The following is a 22,316-nucleotide window of genomic DNA, read 5'->3' on the forward strand; positions in this document are numbered from 1 at the left end:
GGGCCGGATGGGCTCCAAAAGCGGGGTTTTTTCAGTGTATGCTTGCCGTGCACATGCACAGTAACGGGGCGTGACCACATCGGTTTGAAGCGTCCGCCCGGTTCAAAAACCAACGATTACAAGCGATTAGAGGAGTCCACTCATGAAGCCAGTATTTCGTCTGACCCCGGTCATCGCGGCGCTGGGAGTCGCCGCTGGCCTGACGTTTGCGGCGGGAGCGCAAGCGCAAACCATCAAGATTGGCGTTGTCGGCCCCACTACCGGCGCCGTCACCCAGTATGGCGACATGGTCCGTGAAGGCGTCGACACGGCTGTCGAACGCATCAACGCCGCTGGCGGCGTGAACGGCAAGAAGCTCGAAACCGTGGTCATCGACGACGGCTGCGAACCCAAGCAGGGTCCGGTGGCCGCCAACCGCGTCGTCAACAGCAAGATCGGATTCGTCGTGGGCCACGTGTGCTCGGGCGCCACCATCGCCGCTGCGGACATCTATAACAATGAAGGCGTCGTCATGGTGACGCCGTCGGCCACGGCCCCGGCGCTGACGGATGGCAAGAACTACGAGTTCATCTTCCGCACGATCGGCCGCGACGACCAGCAAGGCCCCGCCGCTGCCAAGTTCGTGCTCGAGAAGATCAAGCCGAAGAAGGCTGCCGTGCTGCACGACAAGCAGTCGTATGGCCAGGGCATCGCCACGGCCGTCAAGAACGACCTGGAAAAGGGCGGCGTGCCGGTCGCGGTGTTCGAGGGCATCAATGCCGGTGACAGCGACTACTCGGCTGTGATCACCAAGCTGAAGAGCCAAGGCGTCGATTTCGTCTACTACGGCGGCTACCACCCTGAAATGGGCTTGCTGCTGCGCCAGGCGGCCGAGCAAGGCGTGAAGGCCAAGTGGATGGGTCCGGAAGGCGCGGGCAACCCGGACATCAACGCCATCGCCGGCGACGCCGTCGAAGGCATGTTGCTGACGCTGCCGGCCGACTTCACCCAGAACGCCGCCAACGCCGATATCGTCAAGGCTTTCGAAGCCAAGAAGCGCAATGCCGGCGGTGCCTTCCAGATGACGGCCTACACGGCCACCCAGGTCATCGCGGACGGCATCAAGGGCGCGGGTTCGGACGACCCGACCAAGGTCGCCAAGTATCTGCACGCCAATTCCTTCGATACGCCGATCGGCAAGGTGTCGTGGAACAAGCAGGGCGACCTGACGAACTTCTCGTTCGACGTGTTCACCTGGCACAAGGATGGTTCCAAGACCGTCTATAAGTGATACAACAGCGGGCCTAGGCCCGCGGCATCGGATGCGGACCCGCAAGCGTCCGCATGACCACCGGGCCGGAAGCCATAGACTTCCGGCCCGGTTTTTGCATTTGAGCGCCACCTGCCGGGAACCGCATCGCCACTGCGATGTCGAACGGCCGGACCACCGCCCGCGAAAGCGCAGCGGCCCCTAGACCTACTCTTGTCCGCACATTATGACCAAGGCCCTACTAGTTGAAGACGATCCCAAGCTCTCGCGCCTGATCGCGCAGTTCCTGGAGCAACACGGGTTCAACGTCGCCCAGGCCTACCGCGGCGACCACGCCGTGGAAGCGTTCCGCCGCCACGAGCCGGCGATCACCATCCTGGATCTGATGCTGCCGGGACGGGATGGCCTGCAGGTGTGCCGCGATCTGCGCGCGTTCTCGTCCGCGCCCATCCTGATGCTGACCGCGCGCGAGGACGACCTGGACCAGATCCTGGGGCTGGAGTCCGGCGCCGACGATTACGTCATCAAACCCGTGGAGCCGCGCGTGCTGCTGGCCCGGATACGCGCGCTGATGCGCCGGCACAATCAGCTGGACGAGCCGCCGGAGCATCTGGAGTTCGGGCCGCTGACCATCGACCGGCGCACGCGCGCCGTCGTGCATGCCGGCGTGGAAGTCGATCTGACGACGATGGAATTCGAAATGCTCTGGGCGCTGGCCAGCCAGGCCGGCCAGGTATTGACCCGCGACGACTTGCTTAATGCCGTGCGGGGCATTGAATTCAATGGGCTGGATCGCAGCGTGGATGTCTGCGTGAGCAAGCTGCGGCGCAAGCTGGACGACGACCCGCGCGATCCGGCGCGCATCAAGACCGTGTGGGGCAAGGGCTATCTGTTCTCGCCCAAGGCGCACGAGGGCAGCGATGCTTAAGTTTGTCCTGCGGCTCTTCGTGGTGATGGCGATCGGTTTCGTCATTTCCAACGAAGTGGTGGATCGGACCGCGAATTACTTTTTCGAGCCGGTCAATGCGGCGTATGCGCGCGAAGCTGTTCGGGGGCAACTCCACAGCCTGACCCAGGAAGTGGGGCGGGTCGCACCAGAAGCGCGCGCGAGTTATGTGCGCGATGCGCTGGCTCCGCATTACGGCCTGGGGCTGAAAGTGCTGGATCCCGCGGACTACGAGGCCGCAAGCTATCAACTGACAGAAGAAGAACGCAAGACGATCGCCGACGGCGGCTTTTTCCTGCGTGACAAGCTGATGACGTTCGTCACCGCCATTCCAGGGCCGGGGGCGCAGTGGATCGAAGTGAAGCTGCCTCCGGAGCCGCCGATCGGCCCGTGGGTGATCGCCGGCATCTATTCCGCGCTGGGGTTGCTGTTGTGCGCGTTCATGCTGGTGTGGGCACTGCCCATCTGGCGTGACCTGGAAGCGCTGAAGACCGCGGCCCAGCGGATGGGGCAGGGCGATTTGCAGGCGCGGGCGCGGCTGTCGCGCCATTCCAGCATCCGTAACCTGGGCGATACCTTTAACCAGATGTCCGACCGCATTGGGGCGCTGATCAGCAATCAGCGCGACCTCACCAACGCCGTGTCGCACGAACTGCGCACTCCGATCGCCCGCCTGTCTTTTGAACTGGACATGATCGATCGCGAAGCCGACCCCGAAGCGCGCAAGCGGTTGGTCGAGGAAATGAAGAGCGACGTGGCGGAACTGGACAGCATGGCGTCCGAGTTGCTGATGTACGCCCGCCTGGAACATAAGAGCGACGACGTTGCGCTGCGGGCGCAGGACGCGCGCGGGTGGCTGGATTCCGTCGTCCAGCACGCGGCTTACGAGGCCGGCGTCTCGGGCGTGCATTGCGCCGTGTCGCAGTGCGACGTGGCCGAAGTGCGGCTGCACCAGCGCTACATGACGCGCGCGCTGCTGAATCTGCTGCAGAACGCCATCCGCCATGCCGGCGGCCGGGTGCAGGTCAGCCTGACCAGCCCGGCGCCGCAGGAATACGTACTGACGGTGGATGACGACGGGCCGGGCGTGCCGCCCGCTGACCGCGAACGCATCTTCGAGCCCTTCATCCGCCTGGACGAAAGCCGCGACCGCGGCACGGGCGGCACGGGTTTGGGGCTGGCCATCGTGAGCCGGGTCGCGCGGTGGCATAACGGCATGGCGCTGGCCACCGACAGCCCCTTGGGCGGCGCGCGTTTCGTGGTCAGTTGGAAGGCGGGCTGACGCCCGCTGCGCGCAGGCGTAAAGAAACTTCACAAAACACGCTCCGAATCTTCACAAACTCCATACAAAGCGGGAAAGATCCGGCTCGGGCGCGTGGATAGCATGACGGCATTCTTCTTGAAGAGGGTTTGCCGCCAACCATGTTTTCCCTTAGCCGCCTCGTCGCCATCGGGTCGTTGCTGGTCGCCGCCGGCGGCTGTCAGCATCTGCCGCCGGCGGCGCCGCCCACCGTCGCAAAAGGCGACTACGCAGCGGTTCTGGGATATCTGGAAGCACGCATTCCTTATGACATGGGCAAGCACAAGGTGCCTGGCCTGTCGATCGCCATCGTCGACGACCAGCGCGTGGTCTGGAGCACGGGTTTTGGCTACGCGGACCCTGTCCGACATCGCACCGCGACCAGCGACACCCTGTACCGGGTAGGCGCCATCAGCAAGATCGTCACGGCGGCAGGCGTCCTGCGCGCCGCGGATGACGGCAGCCTGCCGCTGGATGCGCCGGCCGGACAGTCTCTGCCCGATTGGCATGTCGAACCGCGCCGCAACGCCCTGCAGTGGATGGGGGCAGATCCCTACACCGCGCGCAACCTGCTGACCCTGCATCCGTCCACGCTGGAAGATACGATGGGCCGCGCCCGCGCCGACATGGCCTACGCCTTGTTGGGCGACATGGTGGCGCATGTGGCCCGCGAACCGCTTGACGACTATGTGCGGCGCACGATCTTGCAGCCGTTGAACATGCCGCGCGCGGGCTATCGGGCAGACGCCCGCATGCTTGAGTTGCGCGCGGCGGGCTATCGCCGTGGCGTTCCCTGGACCGAAGGCCCGCAGCCCAACGAGGCGGCCGACGGCCTGTGGATGAGCACCTCCGAAATGGCGCGGTTTTCCAGCATGTTGTTCGCCGGCGGCGTGTACCGGGGCGCGCGCGTGTTGAAGGATGAATCCGCCACCGCCGTCCTGAACCTGGAAACGGTATCCGGCGCCAGTCTGGACCTGAGTTGCCGCCTGGCGCTCTCCTGGCTGGCCGCCCCCTGCGGCGAGGACATCGTGGGCAGTGCGCCGCTGCATGAGCACAGCGGCGCTACCGAAGCCTTTCACGCCAGATACCTGTTGGCCCCGCAAGACAAGCTTGCCGTGCTGGTCATGAGCAATGCCGATACGGGCGAGCCCCTGGTGGCGTCTGTATCCACGCTGGCCATGCATCTGATGCGGCAGGCCAAGCAAGGCGCTGGCGTCGACTAGCCGCCCAGGCCGACAGCAAATATTTCGCGCCCCGCAGGCGCGCTGAGCCTGCACCGTTCATCAACCTCGTTTCCCGGATGCATTTATGAAGCGATTTTCCCCTTTGTCGTTCGTCCCACGTCGCGCCGCCGCGGCAGCATTGCTGGCTGCTGTTCCAGGCCTGTCCGCCGTCGCCGCCGATCTGTCGGTCACGGACGCCAGTTCAGTCTATGGACAGCGGGGCGCGAGCTCTCGGGGTTTGACGGTGGCGACCGGGGACGAGCGCCCGGAAGGCCAATGGACCTTTTACGGCACGGCCGGCGTGGGCTATGCGCCGCGGTATAGCGGCAGCGACGAGAGTTCCGTCGTGCCGATCGTAGGCTTGGGTGTGCGCAGCCCCAACGGGTTTTTCCTGGGCACCGATCACGGCCTGGGCTGGGAGACGCAGGCGCTGGACAGCACGTTCCGCTTCTATGTATCGCCCAGCGCCTCGCGCAAGGACCACAAGAAAGGCTTCCAGGGATCGGACAAGCTGCGCGGCATGGGCGACATCAAAAGCCGCGCCCAGATCGGCATGGATGCCGAAACGGCGCTGGGGCCTGTCGTACTGTCGGCGACCGTGGCGCACGCGTTCAAGAAGGGCGATGACAGCGACGTGGGGAGCGCCTATACGATGTTCAACCTGGGCGCCAGCACGACGGTGTATGAAGGTTCGGCGGGCTCGGTGTCCCTGGCGCTGAGCGGCACGTTGGGCGACGGCAATTACATGCGCACCTGGTACGGCGTCAGCGACCGGCAATCGGCCAAATCGGGCTATCGCCGCTACAACCCCAAGGGCGGCCTGGAGAGCATGGGCTTGGGCGCGACCTGGACGCTGCCGGTCAGCCAGTCCTGGTCCTGGACGGTCGCGGCCGAGGCACGGCGGCTGTTCGGCGATGCGGCAGACAGCCCGATCGTGAAAGACCGGAACCAGTACACCATCGGAACGATGGTGACCTACACGTATTGAGGCGGGAAGGGGACTCGCCGCCGGCCGGCGGCGAGTTTGGGAAAGGAACCGGGCTAGCGCTTGGCCGCCGGTTCTTTCGAGGATGCGCAGAAAGGTTTACAGGCCTTGGACGCGGCGGCCCGTGTCGGCTTCGAACCAGTGCAGGGGATGGCGGCCGTCCGGGCCCACGTTGACGCGGTCCGTCACCTTGGCGGACGACTCGGACAACTGGCGGGTGGTGCAGCGCACGACCAGCGTGGTCTTGCCGCAGCGGCAGTGGACCAGCTGTTCCGAACCCAGGGTTTCCACCATTTCGACTTCCGCCGGCACGCCTTGCGTGTTCAGCAGCATGTGTTCCGGACGCATGCCCATGATGACCTTGCGGCCACGAACCTGCGCCGGCACCTGCAGCGGCGAGATCTCCAGCGCCATGCCGTCGGTGGTCTGTACCGTGCCGTCGCCGGACACTTGCACTTCCATCAGGTTCATCGGGGGCGAGCCGATAAAGCCGGCGACAAACGTCGACGCAGGCTTTTCGAACACTTCCATCGGGGTGCCGATCTGCTCGGGCACGCCCTGATACATGACGATCATGCGGTGGGCCAGGGTCATGGCTTCGACCTGATCGTGCGTCACGTACAGGCTGGTGGTGCCCAGGCGACGATGCAGCTTCATGATTTCCAGACGCATCGCCACGCGCAGCTTGGCGTCCAGGTTGGACAGCGGCTCGTCGAACAGGAAGACCTTGGGTTCGCGCACGATGGCGCGGCCCATGGCGACGCGCTGGCGCTGGCCGCCGGACAGCGCGCGGGGGCGGCGGTCCAGCAGGTGGCTCAGTTCCAGGATCTGCGCGGCAACGTCGACACGCTTCTTGATCTCTTCCTTGGAGAACTTGCGGATCTTCAAGCCGTAGGCCATGTTCTCGAACACGGTCATGTGCGGGTAGAGCGCGTAGTTCTGGAACACCATTGCGATATCGCGTTCGGCGGGTTCCAGCGTGTTGACGACCTTGTCGTCGATCACGATGTCGCCGCTGGTGACGGATTCCAGGCCGGCGACCATGCGCATCAGCGTGGATTTGCCGCAGCCCGACGGGCCGACGATGACGATGAATTCACCGTCTTTGACATCCATGTCGATGCCATGGATGACCGGCACGTTGCCGGCGTAGGTTTTCTTGACGTTACGGAAGCTGAGAGTAGCCATGTTTATTCGTGTTCGGAGTCGTGTTCGGGTGGGTGCGGATGGGCAAGCGTCACTTTTCAGTGTCGACCAGACCCTTGACGAACCATTTCTGCATCAGGATGACGACGAGCGCCGGCGGAATCATGGCCAGCATGGCGGTGGCCATGGTGATGTTCCATTCGGTGACGCTGTCGCCGCCGCTGATCATCCGCTTGATGCCGATGACGACGGGGTACATGTCTTCCTGGGTGGTGACGAGCAGCGGCCACAGGTATTGGTTCCAGCCATAGATGAACTGGATCACGAACAGGGCGGCGATGCTGGTCTTGGACAGGGGCAGCAGCACGTCGAAGAAGAAACGTACCGGGCCTGCGCCGTCGATGCGCGCGGCTTCGATCAGCTCGTCCGGCACCGTCAGGAAGAACTGGCGGAACAGGAAGGTGGCCGTGGCCGACGCAATCAGCGGAAGCGTCAGGCCGGCATAGCTGTTGAGCAGGCCCAGGTCAGCCACCACCTTGTAGGTGGGCGCGATCCGGACTTCGACGGGCAGCATCAGGGTGACGAAGATCATCCAGAAGAAGAACATGCGGCCGGGAAAGCGGAAGTACACGACCGCGAAAGCCGACAGCAGCGAGATCGCGATCTTGCCGATGGAAATCGACAGGGCCATGATCAGGCTGACATACATCATGCGGCCCACGGGCGCGCCCGACGAACCGCCGGACGAGCCGCCGAACAGCGCCTGCATGTAGTTATCGACAAAGTGCGGACCGGGAATCAGCGACATCGGCGCTTGTGCCACTTCCTGAGCGGTCTGGGTAGACGCGACGAAAGTGATGTAAAGCGGAAATGCCACCATCGCCACCCCGCAGAGCAGAATGACGTGGGCCAGAATATCCAGCCAGGGACGGCGTTCAACCATTGTTATTAGCCTCGAACAAAATCAATACTGCACTTTGCGGTCGACGTACCGGAACTGTACGACCGTCAAGGCAACCACAATGAACATCAGCACAACCGACTGGGCTGCGGACGAACCCAGGTCCAGGCCGCGGAAGCCGTCGCTATACACCTTGTAGACCAGGATCGAGGTCGACGTGCCGGGACCGCCTTGCGTGGTGGTATCCACGACCGCGAAGGTGTCGAAGAAGGCATAGATGATGTTGACCACGAGCAGGAAGAACGTGGTGGGCGACAGCAGCGGGAACACGATGCTCCAGAAGCGGCGAGCCGGGCTTGCGCCGTCGATCGCGGCGGCTTCGATGAGCGAACGCGGGATCGATTGCAGGCCTGCCAGGAAGAACAGGAAGTTGTACGAGATCTGCTTCCACACGGCAGCCACCAGCACCAGCATCATTGCCTGGTTGCCGTCCAGCCGGGGGTTCCAGTCCACGCCGGACTTGCGCAACGCGACCGCCAGGATGCCGACGGAAGGGGAGAACATGAACAGCCACAGCACGCCGACGACGGCGGGCGCCACGGCGTAGGGCCAGATCAGCAGCGTCTTGTAGAGTCCTGCGCCGCGGATCACGCGGTCGGCCATGACGGCCAGCAGCAAGGACACGCCAAGACCCACCACCGCCACCAGCACCGAAAACACGGCGGTGACGCGGAAGGAATCGAGGTAGGCCTGTTGCGAGAACAGTTCCATGAAGTTGTCGAGCCCGACGAACTCGGACGACAGACCGAAGGCATCTTCCAGCCGCATGGACTGCCACATGGCTTGTCCGGCGGGCAGGAAAAAGAAGACCACGGTAATGATCAGCTGCGGCAGAAGCAGCAGATAGGGCAAGGTCTTGTGCCCGAATACAACGCGTTTTTCCATAGGGGGAACCCAAGGTACAGAAAAGCGGCGGTTGGATTAACCGCCGCTTGAAACCGCTTTCATAAAAATACGATAGGCTTAAAGCCCTAAAAAAACCAGGGCTTTAAGCCTTGCGCTTGCATCCGGTCTGGCCGCTAAGTGCTTGTCATTGCATGGAAAATGCTAGTTGACAAACACCGGGCGGCGTCCCGGAAAGGGCGTTACTTTACACTCTTCTCGAACTTCTCCAGCAACTCGTTGCCGCGCTTGACGATGTTCTCGGCGCCGTCCTTGGCCGCAACCTTGCCGGACACGATGCGTTCGATTTCAGCGTCTTCGATTTCACGGATCTGCGGCAGGAAGCCCAGGCGCAGGCCACGCGACTGCGCGGTCGTTTCCACGTTCAGCTGCTTCACGCCGACTTCGGTGCCCGGGTTCTTGTCGTAGAAACCGTCTTTCTTCGTCAGTTCGTAGGCAGCCTTGGTGACCGGAACATAGCCCGTCTGCTGGTGCCAGCGAGCGGCGATTTCCGGGCTGGCCAGGAACTTGAAGAACGCGGTCACGCCCTTGTAGGTTTCCGGCTTCTTGTTGGCGAAGACCCACAGCGAAGCGCCGCCGATGATGGTGTTCTGCGGGGCGCCTTGCACGTCGGCGTAGTAGGGCACGGTCGAGGTGCCGAATTCGAACTTGGCGTTCTTGGCGATGTTGGCGCGCAGGCCGGACGAACCGGTGATCATGGCGCACTTGCCGCTGATGAACAGCGAGTTCGGCTCGTCGCCGCGGCCGCCGTACATGAAGATGCCTTCCTTGCCCAGCTTGGCCAGGTTTTCCAGATGGCGCACGTGCAGCGGAGTGTTGATGGCGATGCGAGCGTCCAGGCCGCCGAAACCGTTGTCCTTGGTGGCGTACGGCACGTTATGCCAGGCCGAGAACGTTTCCAGCTGGACCCACGACGGCCAGGAGGTCGTGTAGCCGCATTCCTGGCCGGCTGCCTTCAGCTTCTGGCCGGCGGCTGCCAGCTCTTCCCAGGTCTTGGGGGGATTGTCGGCGTCCAGGCCAGCCTTCTTGAAGGCGTCCTTGTTGTAGTAGAACACCACGGTCGAGCTGTTGAAGGGCATCGACACCAGCTTGCCGTCGGCCGACGAGTAGTAGCCCGCGACCGCGCCGATGAATTCTTTCGGGTCGATCGGGTTGCCGACTTCTTCGGACATCTGCTGCACCGGCTTGATGGCGCCCTTGGCGTACATCATGGTGGCGGTGCCGACTTCGAACACCTGGAGGATGTCCGGGGCATTGCCGGCGCGGAACGCGGCGATGCCGGCGTTCATGGACTCACCGTAGTTGCCCTTGTAGATTGCCTTGACCTGGTAGTCAGGGTTCTTCTTGTTGAATTCGTCCACCAGACCGTTCACGCGGTCGCCCAGGGCGCCTTCCATCGAGTGCCAGAACTGGATCTCGGTGGCGGCATGCGCGGAGGCGCCTGCGAAAGCCGTCATGATGGCGGCGAAGGTTAAAGCAATACGATGGGATCGCATGGTGAGGTTTCCTCCAGTTGGGCGTGTTGCGACCGGGTTGTCCGGGCACAGAAAACACGACACCTTATGAATTGTTTGTGACAAAACCGTGACTTTCACATCACTCTAAACGCCTGTCAAATTGCGCGTTTTAGGCGCGAACGAACATTTTCTTTTTTTTCCCCAACGAAGCTGACCGTTTACAATGCTTGGCTATGAAAAACGAACTTTCGATTGCGTTCATTGGCGGCGGCAATATGGCGGCCGCTTTGGCCTCCGGACTGGCTGGCAAAGTATGCCCCGCCGGGAACATCCATGTCATTGACATAAACCAGGATGGGCATGCCGCTTGGCAGGCCCGCGGCATGACCACCGCGACGGCCCCCGACGAGGCCCTGGCGCGGTGCCGCGTATGGGTGTTCGCAGTCAAACCACAGAACATGAAAGATGTTGTGGCTTCCACACGTCAGTGGTTGCAGGACGACACCTTGGTGGTAAGCGTTGCGGCCGGAATCCGGGCCGACACCCTGGCCGGCTGGCTGGGTTCGCCTGACGCGCCGTTCAAGCGCCTGGTGCGCTGCATGCCGAACACGCCCGCGCTGGTGGGCGCGGGCATCACGGGTCTTGCCGCGCTGGACGGCGTGAGCGAAGCCGACCGCGAATTGGCCGCCACCTTGCTGGCAAGCGTCGGGCAAGTGGTCTGGGTGGCCGACGATGCCGCGCTGGATGGCGTGACGGCGTTGTCGGGCAGTGGTCCGGCGTATGTGTTCCTGTTCCTCGAAGCGCTGGTGGCGGGCGGCCTGAAGGTCGGGCTGACCGAAGCCCAGGCCAAGCAGTTGGCGCTGGGCACGCTGGCGGGCGCGACCAAGCTGGCCTCCGAGTCTACCGAGCCCCTGGCGGTGCTGCGCGAACGCGTCACCTCCAAGGGCGGCACCACGGCTGCTGCCTTGGCGGCGTTCGGCGATGCCGGCTTCACGGGCATCGTGGAAGACGCGATGGCCGCCGCGGCCCGTCGCTCGCGCGAGCTGGCCGAGGAGTTCGGGAAATGAGCGTGGCAAGCCGGGGCTTTCCGCCCATGAGCCGCTTGCAGTTCGGTGTTGCCGTGCTGTGCATGCTGCTGGTGGTGGTGGGCTCGAACATCTTGGTCCAGGTGCCGCTGAATGACTGGCTGACCTGGGGCGGGCTGTCTTATCCGGTGGCCTTCCTGGTGACCGACGTATTGAACCGCCGCTTTGGCCCGGGCGCCGCGCGCCGCGTGGTCTGGTTCGGCTTTGCCGCTGCGCTGGTGGTGTCGTTCTGGGTAGCGTCGCCGCGCATCGCGCTGGCTTCGGGCCTGGCCTACATCTGCGCCCAACTGGTCGACATCCAGGTCTTTGACCGCTTGCGCGACCAGCGCTGGTGGCGCGCGCCGCTGGTATCGGGCGTGCTGGGCGCGATCCTGGACACGGCGGTGTTCTTCAGCGTGGCGTTTGCCGCCACCGGCGCGCCCTGGACGACGTGGATGATGGGCGACCTGGCGATCAAGCTGGTGGTCAATATCAGCATGCTGGCGCCGTTCCGTGCGCTGATGTGGAACCTGGCCAAACCCGCCAACGCCTGATCGCAATCATCGGGTAGGCAAGGCGCCCAAAGAAAAGCGTGCATCGCGGCGGCTCAAGGCCCGCCGGATGTGCGCTTTTTTATTAACGCGATAATCATTATTCGTAAGTCCCGCGTAAGTACTGTATTTAAATGCATTTTCGAACGGCGTATTAATGATTTTTCATATATTGCGCCAAGCACAAAATCTTGTTGTTTGCCAATCCATTAATAAGGCAAATTTGCGATTTATCCAGTGAATTCATGGGCTTGTCTCGCTGATCCGTCACGATTAAAGGTTGGGCTGCAAATATTGGGGATTACACGCAGTGACAGTATGGCGGCTTGCTTCCAGAATACCGGCCACACCGTGTTTTTGCCCAAGAAGCCGGCGACGCGCGATACGGATTGCGGGGTACCCACCCGATAACCCGTTTCGATCAGAGCCGCTCAAAACCTCGCTGGAGAACTCCGCATGAAGTTTCTGAATCGCCTTACCCCGGTAGCCATGGCGCTTGGGGCACTTGCCTTGGCTGGCGCCGCGCACGCCGCCGACACGATCAAGATCGGCATTCCCCAGCCCATGACCGGCCCCAACACCCAATATGGCGACCAGATCCAGGCCGGCGCCTTGACCGCCATCGAGACCATCAACGCCAAGGGCGGCGTGAAGGGCAAGAAGCTCGAACCGATCCTGATCGACGACGGCTGCGAACCCAAGCAGGCCGTGCCGGCCGCCAACCGCGTGGTCAACTCCGGCGCCAAGTTCGCCGTCGCCCATGCATGCTCGGGCGTGACGGTCGCCGCCGTGAAGGTCTACGAGGAAGAGGGCATTGTCGGTATCACCCCGGGCGCCACGTCGCCGCTGGTGACGGACACCATCAAGCCGCATTACTTCTTCCGCACGATCGGCCGCGATGACCAGCAAGGCCCGTACGCCGCCAGCTACATCGCCAAGACGCTGAAGCCGCAGAAGGTCGCTGTGCTGCACGACAAGCAGACCTACGGCTCGGGCGTGGCCACCCAGGTCAAGGATTCGCTGGGCAAGGAAGGCGTGAACGTCGCCATGTTCGAAGGCATCAACGTCGGCGACAGCGATTACTCGGCCATCATCACCAAGCTGAAGTCCGCGGGCGTGGACCTGGTCTATTTCGGTGGTTACCACCCCGAACTCGGCCTGCTGCTGCGCCAGGCGCGCGAACAGGGCTTGAAGGTCCAGTTCATGGGTCCGGAAGGCACGGCCAACCAGGATCTGGTGGCCATCGCCGGCCCGGCCATCGACGGCCTGCTCGTCACGCTGCCGGCCGACTTCACCAAGCTGCCCGGCAACGAAAGCATCGTGAAGGCCTTCAAGGACGCCAAGCGCGATCCGGACGGCGCCTTCCAGATGCCGGCGTACGCCGCCGTGCAGATCCTGGCCGACAGCATCAACGCCGTGGGCGAAGATCCCGCCAAGGTCGCGGACTACATGCACAAGACTACCTTCAACACCGGCATCGGCAAGGTCGAATACGATGCCAAGGGTGATTTGAAGAACTTCGAGTTTGCTGTTTACAAATGGGACAAGAACGGAAAGAAGACCCAGCTGTAAACTCGCGATCCCGCCGGCACGGTGCCGGCGTGTAGGGCCTGTCGTCCTCGTTGTGCCGTAATCCGCGTAGCGATGCGCCAAAAGCGCTGTGCGGCCGGCATCAGTTGACGGCAGGCCCTTATAAAATACGCCCAGGTTTCCGGCTCCGGGTCTCTCTACCGGGGCCGGAACCATTTGGAGCAAGAGAAATAATGTCTGACCTCATACCCCAACTTACCCAGCAATTCTTCAATGGATTGTCTCTGGGCGCGATCTATGCGTTGATTGCCATCGGCTACACAATGGTCTACGGCATCATCGGTATGATCAACTTCGCCCACGGCGAAATCTATATGATCGGCGCCTATGTCGGCCTGGTCACCTTGACGTCCATCGGCACCAACAGCGGCTTGCCGGTGCCATTCATCATCGCCGCCATGCTGCTTGTCGCGATCACCGTGACCGGTATCTACGGCTTTTCCGTCGAACGCGTGGCCTACCGGCCCGTACGAGGCAGCCCCCGACTGGTGGCGCTGATCTCGGCGATCGGCATGTCGATCTTCCTGCAGAACTGGGTGGCTCTTGGCCAAGGCGCGCGCGACATGGCCGTGCCTTCGCTGGTGTCGGGCGCCGTGCAGTTCCACATGGGATCGGACTTTGACGTGACGGTGCCGTATTCGCGCATCATGATCATTGTCGTGACGGTCGTGCTGATGGTCGGGCTGACGCTCTTCATCAAGTATTCCCGCATGGGCCGCGCCTCGCGCGCCTGCTCGCAGGACATGCACATGGCCAACCTGCTGGGCATCGACACCAACCGCGTGATTTCCTTCACGTTCGTGATGGGCGCGATCCTGGCGGCGGTGGGCGGCGTGCTGATCGCCATCACCATCGGCAAACTGAATCCCTTCATCGGCTTTTTGGCCGGCATCAAGGCCTTCACGGCAGCGGTGCTGGGCGGTATCGGCAGTATCCCCGGCGCCATGCTGGGCGGCGTGCTGCTGGGCCTGGCCGAAACGTTCGCGGCTGCGTATATCTCGTCACAGTACAAGGACATCGTGGCGTTCTCGCTGCTGGTCTTGATTCTGCTGTTCCGTCCCACCGGGCTGCTGGGCAAACCTGAGGTGGAAAAAGTCTGATGTCGAAAAATAATCTTAAAAACGCCACGATGGCGGCCGTGCTGACGGCGGTCATCGTTACGCCAGTATTCGGCCTGCAACTGATCCGTCAGGGGGCTCGCACCTCGATGGAATCCCACTGGGGCCTGGTGGCGCTTGCCGCGGCCGTGGTGTTTGTGTTCCAGATGCTGCGCCCCTGGATCGCCATCCCGTTCAAGAAGCTGAAGACGTCGCTTCCGACGTTGCCGTCGGCGCCCGCCAAGAGCCACAAGGGGCTTGCGCTATTGCTGCTGGCGATTGCCGTTGTCTGGCCGTTCTTCGCGGGACGCAGCTCGGTCGACATCGCCACGCTGGTGCTGATCTACGTGATGCTGGGCCTGGGCCTGAACATCGTGGTGGGGTTTGCCGGCCTGCTTGATCTGGGCTTTGTCGGCTTCTATGCCGTGGGCGCCTACACCTATGCCTTGCTGTATCACTGGGGCGGCTGGAGCTTCTGGGAAGCGCTGCCGTTCTCGGGCGCGATGGCGGCCCTGTTCGGCTTCGTGCTGGGTTTCCCAGTGCTGCGCCTGCGGGGCGACTACCTGGCCATCGTGACGCTGGGGTTCGGTGAAATGATCCGCCTGCTGCTGATCAACCTGAATACGCTGACCGGTGGCCCGGACGGCATTTCGGGGATTCCGAAGCCCACCGTCTTCGGCCTGGAGATGACGCGCCGCGCCAGCACGGAAGGGGGCACGACGTTCCACGAGTTCTTCGGCCTGACGTTCCAGAACCAGGACATGGTGATCTATCTGTACATGATGGCGCTGTTGCTGGCGCTGGTCACGCTGTTCGTGTCGACGCGCCTGATCCGCATGCCGGTCGGCCGTGCCTGGGAAGCGTTGCGCGAAGACGAGATTGCTTGCCGTTCACTGGGCTTGAACCCCACGCGCATCAAGCTGTCCGCGTTCACGCTGGGCGCCACGTTTGCCGGCTTCGGCGGCGCGTTCTTCGCGGCGCGCCAAGGCATGGTGAACCCGGAATCCTTCACCTTCATCGAATCTGCGCTGATCCTGGCCATTGTGGTGCTGGGCGGCATGGGCTCGCAGGTGGGCGTGATCCTGGCGGCCGTGCTGCTGACGGTCCTGCCTGAACTGGCGCGCGAATTCGCCGAGTACCGGATGCTGATGTTCGGTCTGGTGATGGTGTTGATGATGATGTGGCGTCCGCAGGGGTTGTTGCCCATGAAGCGTCCCCACGTGGAGCTGTCTAAATGAGCGAGGCATTGCTTAAAGTATCCGGACTGACCATGCGGTTCGGCGGCCTGCTGGCCGTCGACAGCGTGGCGTTCGAAGTCAAATCCGACGAGGTTTTCGCCATCATCGGCCCCAACGGGGCCGGCAAGACCACCGTGTTCAACTGCGTGGGCGGCTTCTATGCGCCGACGGCGGGCGACATCATCATGGACGGCAAGCCGATCACCGGCCTGCCCAGCCATAAGGTCGCGCGCCACGGGCTGGTGCGCACGTTCCAGAACGTGCGCCTGTTCAAACAACTGACCGTGCTGGAAAACCTGCTGGTCGCCCAGCACACGCAGGTGGAATCGCGGCTGTTGCCGGGCCTGTTGAAGCTCAAGGGCTATCGCCAGTCCGAAACCGACGCGCTGTCGCGCGCGGCGCAATGGCTGGACTTCATGGGCTTGCGCGAGTTCGCCAACCGCGAAGCGGGCAACCTGGCGTACGGCCATCAGCGCCGGCTGGAGATCGCGCGCTGCATGATCACCAAGCCGCGCCTCTTGATGCTGGACGAACCGGCGGCTGGCCTGAACCCTCAGGAAAAGCGGGATCTGCAATCGCTGATCGACCAACTGCGGCGCGAGTTCGGCGTCGCGGTGCTGCTGATCGAGCACGACATGAGCCTGATCATGGGCATTTCCGACCGTATCCTCGTCATGGAGCACGGCAAGCCCATCACTACCGGCACCCCCGAGCAGGTGCGCAACGACGAGCGCGTCATCAAAGCGTACCTGGGGGAGGAATGATGCTTAAGCTGGAAAACATACACACCTATTACGGCGCCATCCAGGCGTTGAACGGCGTGTCCGTGGACGTCAACAAAGGCGAAATCGTGACCTTGATCGGGGCCAACGGCGCCGGCAAGACGACGCTGCTGATGACGGTCTGCGGCAACCCCCGGGCGCGTGAAGGCAAGATCACGTTCGAAGGCGAGGACATCACCAACAAGGACACGCACCACATCATGCGCAATGGCATCGCCATTTCGCCGGAAGGTCGCCGGGTCTTCAAGGACCTGACCGTTGCCGAAAACCTGATGATGGGCGGCTTCTTTTCGAAGCGGTCGGAAATCGAGGCGGGCATCGAGCACGTCTACGGTTTGTTCCCGCGCTTGAAAGAGCGTTCCAGCCAGCGTGCCGGCCTGATGTCGGGCGGCGAACAGCAGATGCTGGCCATCGGCCGCGCATTGATGACGCGTCCGCGCCTGCTGTTGCTGGACGAACCTACGTTGGGCCTGGCCCCGCTGGTGATCGCGCAGATCTTCGACATCATCCGCGAGATCCGCGAACAAGGCGTGACGGTGTTCCTGGTGGAGCAGAACGCGAACAAGGCGCTGGGCGTGGCCGACCGCGGTTATGTGCTGGAGAACGGCCGTGTCGTGCTGCAGGACACGGGCGCCAATCTGCTGGTCAACGATCAGGTCCGCAAGGCTTACCTGGGCGGCTGACGTTTCGCGCGTTATTCCCCGCGAAGGGAAATTGGGGCGCATCGAAAGATGCGCTTTTTTTTCGGGTGGCGCGCAAGGCGGGGCAGCCAAAGGGCTTGACCGTCAGCGCGCGTCACCCTTCACGCCGCTATCAGTTGCTTGGCCTGGTCGGCTTCATAGTGCGCGATGGCGGCGCGGGCCAGCGCGTCGATCGAATCCGTCAGCGTCACGCCCAGGCTCGGGCGCAGCGCGTGCGGTACGGCCAGCGGCAGTTCGGTGCAGCCCAGCACCACGGCGTCGGCGCCGCGTGCTTTCAGGCGAGCGATGCACTCGGCGGCCGGCGCGAAGGCGGCTTCCAGCTGGTTGCCTTTGACGGCGCGGATCGAACCCATGCAATAGCGCTCGACTTCGTCGTCGTCGGGCACGATGCATTCGTAGCCCTGGGCCTCAAGATGCTTCTGATACAGGCCCAGCTTCAAGGTGGCCGCGGTGCCCATCAGGCCGATGCGGCCGCGCGGCAGGCCCAGCCGGCGCAGGTCGTCGATGACGGCCTGGATGATGTGCAGCACGGGCAGGCCGGTGGACGCGGCGATCTCGTCGTACCAGAGGTGGGCCGTGTTGCACGGGATGGCGATCAATTGCGCGCCGGCCTGCTCCAGGAAGCGCACGCCGTCGACCATATGGGGAAGGGGGCTTTCGCCGCCCGCCATATAGGCGCTGGATCGGTCGGGGATTCGGGGGTCGTTGCGCAGCAGCGTGGGGATGTGTTGCTGGTCGATCGCGGCGGGCGTCAGCGCCGCCAGGCGAAGGGCGAAAGCCGCACCGGCCATGGGGCCCATGCCGCCCAATACACCCAGGTAGCAGCCCTGGGAAAACGTCTTCACTTTATAAACTCCGAGGTAATGCGTCGCCGGGCGTCAGGACCTGGCCCGGGCGTTCAGCGCTGGTCCGTTCCCCGTCCCACACCGGTTTGCCGTTGACCCACACCGCGTGGATGCCCTGGCTTGCCTGAATGGGAGCTGAAAAAGTGGCCACATCTGTCACCGTGGCGGGATCGAACAGCACCAGGTCAGCATGATACCCCTCGCGCAGTAACCCGCGCTCGGCGACGCCATACTGTCCAGCCGCCAAGCCCGTCATTTTGTGGATGGCGGCCTCCAGCGACAGCAGCTGCTGTTCACGCACCATCGTGCGCAGCACATTGGTGAACGTACCCCATTGGCGGGGGTGCGGATGCGGGTCGAAGGGCAGGCCGTCTGACCCGACCATGGTCAGCGGATGCGCGAAGATCCGGTTGACGTCCGCCGGGTCCATCAGGAAGTAGATCGCGCCGGCCGGGGCCAGCCGCGCGACCGCGGCTTCATCGTCCAGGCCAAGTTCCTGCATGACCTCACTGAAGTCGCGGCCTGTGGCCTCGGGGTAGCCCTTGGACCAGGTGATCATCGTGCGGCTGGCCAGCCGCGCGCGGTCCAGGCGCAGCATGGTGGAGGTGGCGGGGTAGGGGTGGCAGTCCAGGCAGACCTGCTGGCTGGCGGCCGCGCGGCTGATCAGGTCCAGGGTTTCGCGCGTGCGGCCATGGTTGCGTTCGCCCGCCAGCTTGTGGTGCGAGAACACCACGCGGCAGTCCAGCTCGCGGCCGATCAGCAGCGCTTCTTCCATGGCCGGCACGATGTGGTCGGCTTCGTCGCGCAGGTGGGTGGCGTACAGCCCGTGCCGGCCCGAATCCCGCAAGTGCTTGAGCGGGCGGCAGACGTCGATGATTTCATCGGTGGGCGCGGCGCTGGCCGGCGGGTAGAACGTGCCGGTGGAAACGCCGAACGCGCCGGCGTCCAGCGCTTCCTGCATCAGATTGCGCATGGCGGCGCGTTCGCCCTCGTCGGCGGCGCGTGACGTGTCGTCCATGACGGCGACGCGCAGCGTCGTATGGCCCACCAGCGGGATGACGTTCACGGCGGCGGGCGTGGCGCGCAGCGCATCCATCCAGGCGCGGAAGGTGCCGAAGCGGAACAGCTCCGGCGGACCCAGCAGGTCCAGCGGCTGCGGGATGGCGTCGCGTTGAAGCGGAGCAAGGCTGATCCCGCAATTGCCGGTGACGACCGTGGTGATGCCTTGCGACACCTTGGGCAGCATGTCCGGATGCGCCAGCAGGTAGCCGTCATCGTGGGTGTGCGAATCGATGAAGCCGGGGGCCAGGACCTGGCCGCGGCCGTCGATCACAGGCACGCCCTCGGGGTGGGCGAAGCTGCCCACGGCCACGATGCGTTCGCCCAGCACGGCCAGGTCGCCCTGACGGGCGGGCCCGCCCGAGCCGTCGATAAGCGTGGCGCCCGCCACGATGAAGTCTGCCTGCAAGATGCGGTCCGTCATGGGGTACTTAGTCCAGTTTTTCGATGCCAGCGGTTTCGATGATCTTCTGCCATTTGGCGGTTTCACGATCGATCAGCTGCTTGAACTCCTCGGGCGAGCCCGTGGCGGGCTCGGCGCCCAGCGTGGCCAGGCCGGTACGCACTTCGGGCGCCTGCAGAGCCTTCTGGATGGCAGCGTTCAGCGTGGCCACTACGTCGGCGGGCGTACCCTTGGGGGCGACCACGCCGCCCCAGGCGACCGTTTCATAGCCCTTCAAGCCGGATTCGTCCAGCGTGGGCACATCGGGCATCAGCGACAGGCGTTTCAGGCTGCTGACGCCGATGGCGCGCACTTTGCCGCTCTTGACCAGCGGCGTAGCTTCGGAGGTGTTGACGAACAGGTAGTCCAGTCGGCCGCCCAGCAGGTCCTGGATGGCGGCAGGGCCGCCGTTGTAGGGGATGAACATCACATCGAGCTTGGCCATGCTCTTGAAGAGTTCGCCGCCCATGTGGCCCGTGGTGCCGACGCCCGAGGCGCCGTAAGACAGGCGGCCGGGCTGTTTGCGGGCCAGGTCGATCAGATCCTGCACGCTCTTGACGGGGGAGTCGGCCGGCACGATCAGCGCGTTGTACAGGTCGAACATGTGGGCCACAGGCGTCAGGTCCTGGTCCACGTCGTAAGGCAGGCGCTTGAACAGCGAACGGTTCACGGCTAGCGTGTTGATGTTGCCGTAGCCCACGGTGTAGCCGTCGGCGGCGGCGCGCTTGACCAGCGCGATGCCGATGTTGCCGGCAGCGCCCGGACGGTTTTCGACGACCATCGTCGCGCCCGTGTCGCGGGCCAGCTGCGTCGTGATCAGGCGCGACAGCACGTCGGGCGATCCACCGGCGGCCGACGGCACGACGAAGGTGATGGGCTTGTCGGGATAAGGGCCGGCGACGGCGGTGCCGATCAATGCGGCGCTGATGGCCAGCGCGGACAAACTGCGGAAAAAGTTGCGGTGCATGGTGGTATTCCCCTTGTTTTGTTGTGTTGAGGGGCGCAGATTACACCCGCATTGCGGCGCTGCATCATCGAAAAATGTGGCACTCCTATAATCCGCCGTTATCGATCAAGGGGAACAAATTGGATGCGGATGCCTATGCCGACGAGGTCGGGCCCAGTGCCGGACGGCCGTTGAACCTGCGCCAGATCGAGGTATTCCGGGCGATCATGATGTCCGGCTCGATCAGCGGGGCGGGGCGCATGCTGCACGTGTCGCAGCCTGCCGTCAGCCGGGTGCTGGCGTTGACGGAAAGCCGCTTGGGGTATCGTCTGTTCGAACGCGTCAAGAGCCGGCTGTCGCCCACGGCCGAGGCGCGCCGGCTTTATGCCGAGGTAGAGCAGGTCTACGGCGGCATCCAGCGGGTGAACGATCTGGCGGCCAGCCTGGGGCAGTCCGGTGCGGGCATGCTGAAGATCGTGGCTAGCGCCAGTTTCGGCCAGCGCCTGATTCCCATGGCATTGGAGCGCTTTCGCGGGCGCAACGCGGATGCCCGGGTCGACTACCGCAGTGTCACGTTTGATGAACTGGCGGCGTACTTTCTGTCGGGGCAAGCGGACATCGGCATTTCCATGCAGCCGCCTGACCATCCGAATCTGACCTCGATCCGGCTAGCCCAGGTGCCGGTGGTCTGCGTGATGCCCAAGTCCCATCCCCTGGCCACCCATGAGGTGGTGCGTCCCGAAGACTTCGCGTCGGCGGCATGGATCGGTTATCCGCGGGACACGCCGCTGGGCCGGGCGTTGCAGCCGTTCTTCGGCGATGGGCCCCGATGCGCTGCGGCGGTCGAGGTGCATTCGCCCGTCACGGCCTGTTCGTTCGTGCAGCAGGGCCTGGGGCCGGCGCTGGTGGACGCGTGGTGCGTCACGCCAGACCAGGCGGCGCACATGGTGCTGCGGCCGATCGAGCCCCAGGCCTGTGTGGAGATCTGGGCCACGCACTCGAACCTGAGCGCCCCGCCCTTGCTGGCACGGCGTTTTTTGGCGGCGGTGAAGAAAACGCTGGAAGGGGTGGCGCAACCCGCGCTGGCCGGTGCGCCGGATGAGGACTGAGTCGGTCAAGCCGCCCGGCGAGCGCGGGCGGTAGCGGCTGGCTGCCGCCGCCCGCTGCGAGCTTACAGTCCTTCGGTCTTACAGTCCTTCGGCCTTCAGTGCGGCCTGGACGCCCTTGTCGGCTTCCATCCGCTTGAAGAAAGCCGCCAGATTGTCCTGGCCGGACAGGTCGACTTCCTTGGCATGCGCCCAGCGCAGCACGACGTACAGGTAGGCGTCGGCGATGGAGGGCGCGTCGCCCGTCAGGTACGCCTTGCCGGCCAGTTGCGCATCCAGTTGCGAGAACAGCTTCGTCAACAGCTTGGAGGCCGAGCCCGCCAATTCCTTCTGCGCCCCTTCGTCGCCCAGGAAGCGGGACGCGCCGAAGATCATCGAGAAGGTCTTGTGGATGTCGGAATTGATGAAGCCGAGCCAGCGGCGCACGTCCGCGCGCGAGCGGGCGCTGCCGTCGCCCAGCAGCTTGCTCTGCGGAGCCTGTTCGGCGATGTATTCCAGGATCGATGCGTTCTGCGTCACGGCCCAATCGCCGTCGACGAGCGCGGGCACGGCGCCCAGCGGATTCACTTTCAGAAAGTCGGGGCCCTTGAGCTCTTCGCGGCTGAGCTTGTGCGTCTCGTAAGGCTTGCCGACCCACTCCAGGACAATGTGGGAAGCGAGCGAGCACGCGCCGGGCATGTAGTACAGTTTCATCTGATGGAGTCTCCTGAGAGGAAGGACGGGAG

At 63.8% G+C, this 22,316-nt stretch carries 21 protein-coding genes; 13 read left to right on the forward strand and 8 right to left on the reverse strand.

The genetic code is table 11. The features are described from left to right. Window positions 1–142: 142 nt before the first annotated feature. From AC3WMU_RS05605 to AC3WMU_RS05625, 5 genes are all read left to right on the forward strand, one after another. Window positions 143–1,270, forward strand: coding sequence for a branched-chain amino acid ABC transporter substrate-binding protein (locus tag AC3WMU_RS05605; RefSeq protein ID WP_006222179.1), 1,128 nt, complete (start codon window positions 143–145; stop codon window positions 1,268–1,270). 205 nt (window positions 1,271–1,475) lie between these two features. Then, the gene (locus AC3WMU_RS05610) at window positions 1,476–2,177 is read left to right on the forward strand and encodes a response regulator (protein WP_006222178.1); all 702 of its coding nucleotides are present in this window, start codon (window positions 1,476–1,478) and stop codon (window positions 2,175–2,177) included. Next, entirely contained in the window at window positions 2,170–3,477 is a 1,308-nt protein-coding gene (locus AC3WMU_RS05615; RefSeq protein ID WP_006222177.1) for an ATP-binding protein, read from the forward strand. The genes AC3WMU_RS05610 and AC3WMU_RS05615 overlap by 8 nt, the downstream gene beginning before the upstream one ends. A 140-nt stretch (window positions 3,478–3,617) precedes the next feature. Further along, on the forward strand, window positions 3,618–4,718 hold the full coding sequence (locus AC3WMU_RS05620; RefSeq protein ID WP_006222176.1) for a serine hydrolase domain-containing protein: 1,101 nt from the start codon (window positions 3,618–3,620) through the stop codon (window positions 4,716–4,718). Window positions 4,719–4,803: 85 nt separating this feature from the next. Next, the gene (locus AC3WMU_RS05625) at window positions 4,804–5,706 is read left to right on the forward strand and encodes a MipA/OmpV family protein (RefSeq protein WP_052017789.1); all 903 of its coding nucleotides are present in this window, start codon (window positions 4,804–4,806) and stop codon (window positions 5,704–5,706) included. 96 nt (window positions 5,707–5,802) lie between these two features. Here AC3WMU_RS05625 and AC3WMU_RS05630 read toward each other — a convergent pair whose 3' ends face one another. The 4 genes from AC3WMU_RS05630 to ugpB form a co-directional block, all read right to left on the reverse strand. Next, window positions 5,803–6,891, reverse strand: a complete 1,089-nt coding sequence (locus AC3WMU_RS05630) for a sn-glycerol-3-phosphate import ATP-binding protein UgpC (RefSeq protein WP_006222174.1) — start codon at window positions 6,889–6,891, stop codon at window positions 5,803–5,805. Window positions 6,892–6,940: 49 nt separating this feature from the next. After that, the gene (gene ugpE, locus AC3WMU_RS05635) at window positions 6,941–7,792 is read right to left on the reverse strand and encodes a sn-glycerol-3-phosphate ABC transporter permease UgpE (RefSeq protein WP_006222173.1); all 852 of its coding nucleotides are present in this window, start codon (window positions 7,790–7,792) and stop codon (window positions 6,941–6,943) included. A 21-nt stretch (window positions 7,793–7,813) separates the two neighbouring features. Further along, window positions 7,814–8,695 (reverse strand): sn-glycerol-3-phosphate ABC transporter permease UgpA, encoded by an 882-nt coding sequence (gene ugpA, locus AC3WMU_RS05640; RefSeq protein ID WP_006219636.1) that lies wholly within the window; start codon window positions 8,693–8,695, stop codon window positions 7,814–7,816. 200 nt (window positions 8,696–8,895) lie between these two features. Next, window positions 8,896–10,209: a sn-glycerol-3-phosphate ABC transporter substrate-binding protein UgpB gene (ugpB, locus tag AC3WMU_RS05645; protein ID WP_006222172.1), complete on the reverse strand. Its 1,314-nt coding sequence runs from the start codon at window positions 10,207–10,209 to the stop codon at window positions 8,896–8,898. A gap of 194 nt (window positions 10,210–10,403) precedes the next feature. On the opposite strand from ugpB, the gene proC reads away from it, so the two are divergent. The 7 genes from proC (at window position 10,404) to AC3WMU_RS05680 (ending at window position 17,175) form a co-directional block, all read left to right on the forward strand. After that, window positions 10,404–11,237, forward strand: coding sequence for a pyrroline-5-carboxylate reductase (gene proC, locus AC3WMU_RS05650; RefSeq protein ID WP_006222171.1), 834 nt, complete (start codon window positions 10,404–10,406; stop codon window positions 11,235–11,237). Further along, window positions 11,234–11,788 (forward strand): queuosine precursor transporter, encoded by a 555-nt coding sequence (locus AC3WMU_RS05655; RefSeq protein WP_006222170.1) that lies wholly within the window; start codon window positions 11,234–11,236, stop codon window positions 11,786–11,788. The genes proC and AC3WMU_RS05655 overlap by 4 nt, the downstream gene beginning before the upstream one ends. A 453-nt stretch (window positions 11,789–12,241) precedes the next feature. Further along, window positions 12,242–13,357, forward strand: a complete 1,116-nt coding sequence (locus tag AC3WMU_RS05660; protein ID WP_006222169.1) for a high-affinity branched-chain amino acid ABC transporter substrate-binding protein — start codon at window positions 12,242–12,244, stop codon at window positions 13,355–13,357. 191 nt (window positions 13,358–13,548) lie between these two features. Further along, the gene (gene livH, locus AC3WMU_RS05665; RefSeq protein WP_006222168.1) at window positions 13,549–14,475 is read left to right on the forward strand and encodes a high-affinity branched-chain amino acid ABC transporter permease LivH; all 927 of its coding nucleotides are present in this window, start codon (window positions 13,549–13,551) and stop codon (window positions 14,473–14,475) included. Continuing rightward, window positions 14,475–15,710: a high-affinity branched-chain amino acid ABC transporter permease LivM gene (locus tag AC3WMU_RS05670; protein WP_006222167.1), complete on the forward strand. Its 1,236-nt coding sequence runs from the start codon at window positions 14,475–14,477 to the stop codon at window positions 15,708–15,710. The genes livH and AC3WMU_RS05670 overlap by 1 nt, the downstream gene beginning before the upstream one ends. Further along, window positions 15,707–16,474: a high-affinity branched-chain amino acid ABC transporter ATP-binding protein LivG gene (livG, locus tag AC3WMU_RS05675; RefSeq protein ID WP_006222166.1), complete on the forward strand. Its 768-nt coding sequence runs from the start codon at window positions 15,707–15,709 to the stop codon at window positions 16,472–16,474. The genes AC3WMU_RS05670 and livG overlap by 4 nt, the downstream gene beginning before the upstream one ends. Further along, a complete protein-coding gene (locus tag AC3WMU_RS05680; protein WP_006222165.1) occupies window positions 16,474–17,175 on the forward strand; it encodes an ABC transporter ATP-binding protein in 702 nt (233 codons plus the stop codon). Before livG ends, AC3WMU_RS05680 begins: the two co-directional genes overlap by 1 nt. 119 nt (window positions 17,176–17,294) lie before the next feature. On the opposite strand, the gene cuyB is transcribed toward AC3WMU_RS05680, so the two are convergent. Genes cuyB through AC3WMU_RS05695 form a run of 3 tightly spaced genes read right to left on the reverse strand, consistent with a single transcriptional unit; the run spans window position 17,295 to window position 20,506 of the window. Continuing rightward, window positions 17,295–18,038 (reverse strand): cysteate racemase, encoded by a 744-nt coding sequence (gene cuyB / locus AC3WMU_RS05685; protein WP_006222164.1) that lies wholly within the window; start codon window positions 18,036–18,038, stop codon window positions 17,295–17,297. Between the two features lies 1 nt (window position 18,039). After that, window positions 18,040–19,521 (reverse strand): N-acyl-D-amino-acid deacylase family protein, encoded by a 1,482-nt coding sequence (locus AC3WMU_RS05690; RefSeq protein WP_492281960.1) that lies wholly within the window; start codon window positions 19,519–19,521, stop codon window positions 18,040–18,042. A 7-nt stretch (window positions 19,522–19,528) separates the two neighbouring features. Next, the gene (locus AC3WMU_RS05695) at window positions 19,529–20,506 is read right to left on the reverse strand and encodes a Bug family tripartite tricarboxylate transporter substrate binding protein (RefSeq protein WP_280026163.1); all 978 of its coding nucleotides are present in this window, start codon (window positions 20,504–20,506) and stop codon (window positions 19,529–19,531) included. 119 nt (window positions 20,507–20,625) lie between these two features. On the opposite strand from AC3WMU_RS05695, the gene AC3WMU_RS05700 reads away from it, so the two are divergent. Beyond that, the gene (locus AC3WMU_RS05700; RefSeq protein WP_427961909.1) at window positions 20,626–21,594 is read left to right on the forward strand and encodes a LysR family transcriptional regulator; all 969 of its coding nucleotides are present in this window, start codon (window positions 20,626–20,628) and stop codon (window positions 21,592–21,594) included. 78 nt (window positions 21,595–21,672) lie between these two features. On the opposite strand, the gene AC3WMU_RS05705 is transcribed toward AC3WMU_RS05700, so the two are convergent. Then, window positions 21,673–22,284 (reverse strand): glutathione S-transferase family protein, encoded by a 612-nt coding sequence (locus AC3WMU_RS05705; RefSeq protein WP_006222160.1) that lies wholly within the window; start codon window positions 22,282–22,284, stop codon window positions 21,673–21,675. Window positions 22,285–22,316: the final 32 nt, after the last annotated feature.

It is taken from the genome of Achromobacter sp. FW305-C-13, assembly GCF_058783475.1.